Consider the following 4430-nt stretch of genomic DNA (forward strand, 5'->3'; position numbering starts at 1 on the left):
GATATTGAAAAGTCAATTTCGGAAAAAATAAAAAATGATTACCGCCAAATAATGACCGATTGGCAAAAGAAAGAAGCGGAACGATTTGAACAAAAAGAATGGCAACGAGAACTCGAAATGAAGCGAAACCAGCAGAGTAGAAATGAAAAAACCAACTAAAAGTATAGACCAAAACCTCAGAGTCACTTGCGGAGACTCTGAGGGTGGTTGAAGCGGCTCGAAATACGCTTAATTGTTGCTTCTCGCTTTCACATTAATTTGTAAAGGGCTATTTACATTGCCAATACCATTGATTGAAAAATCAGTGATAAAAGGAATATTTGTTAAACCCGATGGAACAAAAGGGGTTGTACCCGAAAATGCCCCAATGGGTGTGCTGCTTGGCCCAACCGTAAGTGCAGGTGAGGTAGGTGAAAGTTCTAAATTACTCTCAAGAAAAGGATTTACTGTCCAAGGGTTAGTAACTTTAAAAACAGTACTTGAGCTAACTGAGTTTACATTACCATTATTGGCTGGTAAGCCCGCATGTCTGGTGCATAAATTATTTGATAAGGTTGTTCCTTGACAGCTTGTTCCCTGTGTGGCAAAAAATGTAGATGCATCTCTCACATCGAAAATATTAGCAGTAATGCTACTTCCATCTACATCACGGAATATATATGTTGTGAAAGCATAAAAAGTATTTCTGGTTATAGTCGCTGACACAAGATAACTAATCGTACCATTAATAATATTATTGGTTATAATACTATTATTTGTTGTTGCTCCTGCCAAAGACTCATTTCCTAAACCACCTATAGAAGCACTAATAAAGTTATTACGGATTATTGTATTGTTTGCAATAGTTGTTACACCTTCAATTGTTTGTTTCGACATACCAAGATTACCAGTTATATTACAACGCTCAATAGTACAATTTGCATCGGATATAGTCAAATAACGAATATTTAAACCAGTTATTCTACTCCCTGAACTCCCTTGATTCAAATAAAAATAGTTTATTGAAACTGTTCGCTTGTCAAAACTCGAACCCATAACTAAAGTTGGGTTATATCCTGTGCCGATGAGTGTAATACGACGATTAATAGCCAAATCGCCATAGTCCGTATTGTCAGTATTAACGGGTTCAATGTAAATAATATCACCAGCTACCGAGGCATCGTGGGCAGCTTGGACGGTTGAATAAATGTTTACACCAGTAATACCAGGTGTTGCATTTACTCTACGAATGGTCTGAGCTTGTGCAAAAAATGATAAACTCACGAAAAGAAAAATGTAATTGAAGGTTTTCATAAAGTATTGATTTTAAATGGTTTGATAGTTTATTTTTATTGGCATCCCCCTTTTTGGGCGATAAATACTGTGCCGTTATTGGCAAAAAAGCCAGGGTTGAGCGTTACGCTTTTTCCTGCTAAATAAGTTACTCGTGCTGTTCCTGTTATTCTGTTAGTCGCAACCACAATACCAGTTTGGGCGTTAGTTTCTTTAATCAAAACGCCACTCGAATAATCGTCGGTGGTGGGAACCAAAGTAAGCGAAGTGGCACAAGGCGGAGGGCAAGCATCAAGGATACTGAACTCAACGCTTGGGTTATCGGTGATGGCAGGCGAAGAAGAAAGCACTCGAATACGGTAGCCAGTGCCAAGAGTAGTTGAGGGCGGAATATTTGCCACAATACTACCCGAACTCACCGAAGCCAAAGTACCAAGTGTAGTAGGCGAAGCAAAACTACCCGAAGCATCGGAAAGTTGAGCCGTGAAAACATTATCGGAGGCATAAGTACCAAATACTTGATAGAAAACATTGAAAGGAGCAGTTTTGCACCAAGCCGAAGGTGTCTGGCTCGTTACTAATCCAAAAGTGCTGGCAACCGTAAAAGGCTTTGTACCAACCATACTCCATTGATTATTAGCATCTTTGACCCTAATATAAATGTTATGATTGCCCAACGGTAAGTTGCCCAGAGCGGCAGTAAACGGAATCACAACTGGCGTTCCTGCTGTAAAATTAACGGACGTAGCCGCACCATAACCAGGGTCAGTATCAATGAAATATTCCATTACTGTAATTGTTGAGGTTGGTCGAGGAGTTAAGCTTTCCTTCAAAAACGGGCGAGTAATAACAGAACTCCACTGATTATTGGCATCTTTTACCCTAACTGTTACGTAATGAAAACCTTCTGAAATATTGCTTGGCAACGGAATCGTGAAACTATTATCAGTTGTAAGAGCCGCCGTAACGGGTATAGCAGTAGCCGCACCATAACCAGGGTCGGCATCAATAAAATATTCCATTGCCGTTACGGTTGAGGTAGTGCGAGGAGTAAGGCTTTCTTTCAAAAACGGACGGGTAAGCACTGCACTCCATTGGTTATTGGTATTTTTTACTCGAACCGTCACGTAATGAAAACCTTCTGCGATATTACCCGGTAGCGACACAGAAAAATTGACATCAAGCGTAGTACCAGCCGTAAACGGAATATCAACACCTAAACCATAGCCAGGGTCGGCATCAACGAAATATTCAACTTTAGTAAGTTGCTGCTGTGCATGTAATTGACTACAAAAAAGTAGTAAAAAGTAAATGAAGTATTGTTTTTTCATGATTTAGTTTTTTGATAAAATTTAATTTCGCACTTTATAGTTGAGAAAATACTCCTACCATAGAGACTCATTGATTGCTTACATCAAGTTTATTTAGCCATTTTTTCCATGGCACGTTTCCCTTGTCGTCTCGAAAAAGAGATTGTCTGGTTATTTTGAAGCGTTAGTTGTTTAGCACAATGGCTACGTACATAATCCCAATTGACGACAAATTTTTTGTTGGTACGCACAAAATTTCCGTGAGAATTGAGGCTTTTTTGTACCCTTTTAATTGTAGTTGCAATGATGAATTGCTCGCCATTGAAGAGATGAACGGTAGTATAGTTAATATCAGCCACAAGCATTAGTACCTGTTTGGGAGATACTATTTTTCGTCCCCCAATCGAAATGTCTTGCGATTCTGGACTCTTTTTTGGAGAATTAGTTTTCATTGAAAAATACTATTTTTGTTTAGCAAAAGGATATAGATTGTGTAGCTACAAATGTACGAGCGAAGAATAATGCAAAACAATACCACGTTGGGGGGATTTTTAGTAGAAAAGATAAACGTATCAGAATATAGACTTGTGTTTTACTCTATTTATTTATCAAAAAAAATAGAATAAAAGACTTATAAGTACTGAATAATAAAAATAAGGGTAGGAATATTGAAAAAGAGTGTTACTTGTTTGTAACTTTAATTTTTGTTAATATACGCATCAAAATTTTACTGGAAATGAGAGTTTTTTTTTAAATAAAATCAATTAAGTTCTATTTTATCACATATTGACTTTCTGAGTTTTAAGTAAGAAAATTTAGCACTCATCGCATACTATTAATCATAAAAACAAACCACTACTTTGACAAGAATTAGACTAATTATTGTCGTGTTTTTACTTGCTTATTCCTTTTTTTCGAGAGGACAAAATATTGAAAAAATACAATTTGATAAATGTTTTAAATATCTATATTTATCAGGAGAAAATGAATATCTGAAACTGAATAAACAACTTACTTTGTCGGAACTTGCCGATGATGCAGATGCTAATATGCTGAATTTTTCACATAATTTCAAGACCATGCGTGACAGCAGTATTTATTGTATCAAGATAGAAATTCAGAATAGTGATAATGAAGATATTGAAGTCGTGATGCTCGTAGATGACCCACGCATCGACCATTTTAACTTTGTGATGTTTGAAAACGGAAAACCAGTCAAGACCTTTTCAAAATTTATTCTTGACCCCCAAGTAAAAGTTTTGGGCAATAATCTAATAACCCAACTGCCGTTAACCCTAAAGGCCAAAACAAGCTACAAGTTATACTTCCAAATTGATAATAAAATATCACTCAATAAACTTAAACTGCCACTCAAGTTTATCGCTAAATCGTATTTTCCTACTCAACAATTTTGGGCAACATTATTTGAGAAAATTTATCTCGGAACATTGTTCTTTATAGTTGTCTTTACCTTAATTTTTGTAGTATTTTACCGCAAACGTATTTATGTTTTTTATTTTCTGTATCTGTTAGGTTTGGTCGCATTTTATGTATGTGTCAATAATTTCACTGTTTATTTTTCAGATGCTGACTCATTTTTTAAAAACAATTGGATAGGACTTGCCCTTAGCTACTTTTTAATGCTGGTGGGTTATATTCATTTTGCCGAAGAGTTTCTAAATGTTTCTCAGTTTATCAAATCTGTCTATATGAAGCCACTCAATTTACTAAAAAAGTGTTTTTATGTATATTATGCGAATTACGGGTTAATACTTGCATTATTTTTATTTTTAGTATAACAAAAAAACTAAACTATCAGTTTTTCCATTAGAATTGAAGTAACATTAA

Annotated in this window: 4 protein-coding genes; 1 reads left to right on the top strand and 3 read right to left on the bottom strand. The window is 35.8% G+C overall.

Translation table 11 applies throughout. From position 1 onward, the window contains the following. Window positions 1–228: 228 nt before the first annotated feature. The 3 genes from ACH2CJ_RS11920 to ACH2CJ_RS11930 form a co-directional block, all read right to left on the bottom strand. Complete coding sequence (locus ACH2CJ_RS11920; RefSeq protein WP_394993032.1) at window positions 229–1293, bottom strand: hypothetical protein; 1065 nt, start codon at window positions 1291–1293, stop codon at window positions 229–231. A gap of 35 nt (window positions 1294–1328) precedes the next feature. Then, window positions 1329–2603, bottom strand: coding sequence for a 3-coathanger stack domain-containing protein (locus tag ACH2CJ_RS11925; protein WP_394993033.1), 1275 nt, complete (start codon window positions 2601–2603; stop codon window positions 1329–1331). Between the two features lie 89 nt (window positions 2604–2692). Beyond that, a complete protein-coding gene (locus ACH2CJ_RS11930; RefSeq protein WP_394993034.1) occupies window positions 2693–3034 on the bottom strand; it encodes a LytR/AlgR family response regulator transcription factor in 342 nt (113 codons plus the stop codon). 408 nt (window positions 3035–3442) lie between these two features. On the opposite strand from ACH2CJ_RS11930, the gene ACH2CJ_RS11935 reads away from it, so the two are divergent. Continuing rightward, the gene (locus tag ACH2CJ_RS11935; RefSeq protein ID WP_394993035.1) at window positions 3443–4381 is read left to right on the top strand and encodes a 7TM-DISM domain-containing protein; all 939 of its coding nucleotides are present in this window, start codon (window positions 3443–3445) and stop codon (window positions 4379–4381) included. Window positions 4382–4430: the final 49 nt, after the last annotated feature.

Source organism: Emticicia sp., from assembly GCF_043780375.1.
Classification (GTDB): domain Bacteria; phylum Bacteroidota; class Bacteroidia; order Cytophagales; family Spirosomataceae; genus Emticicia.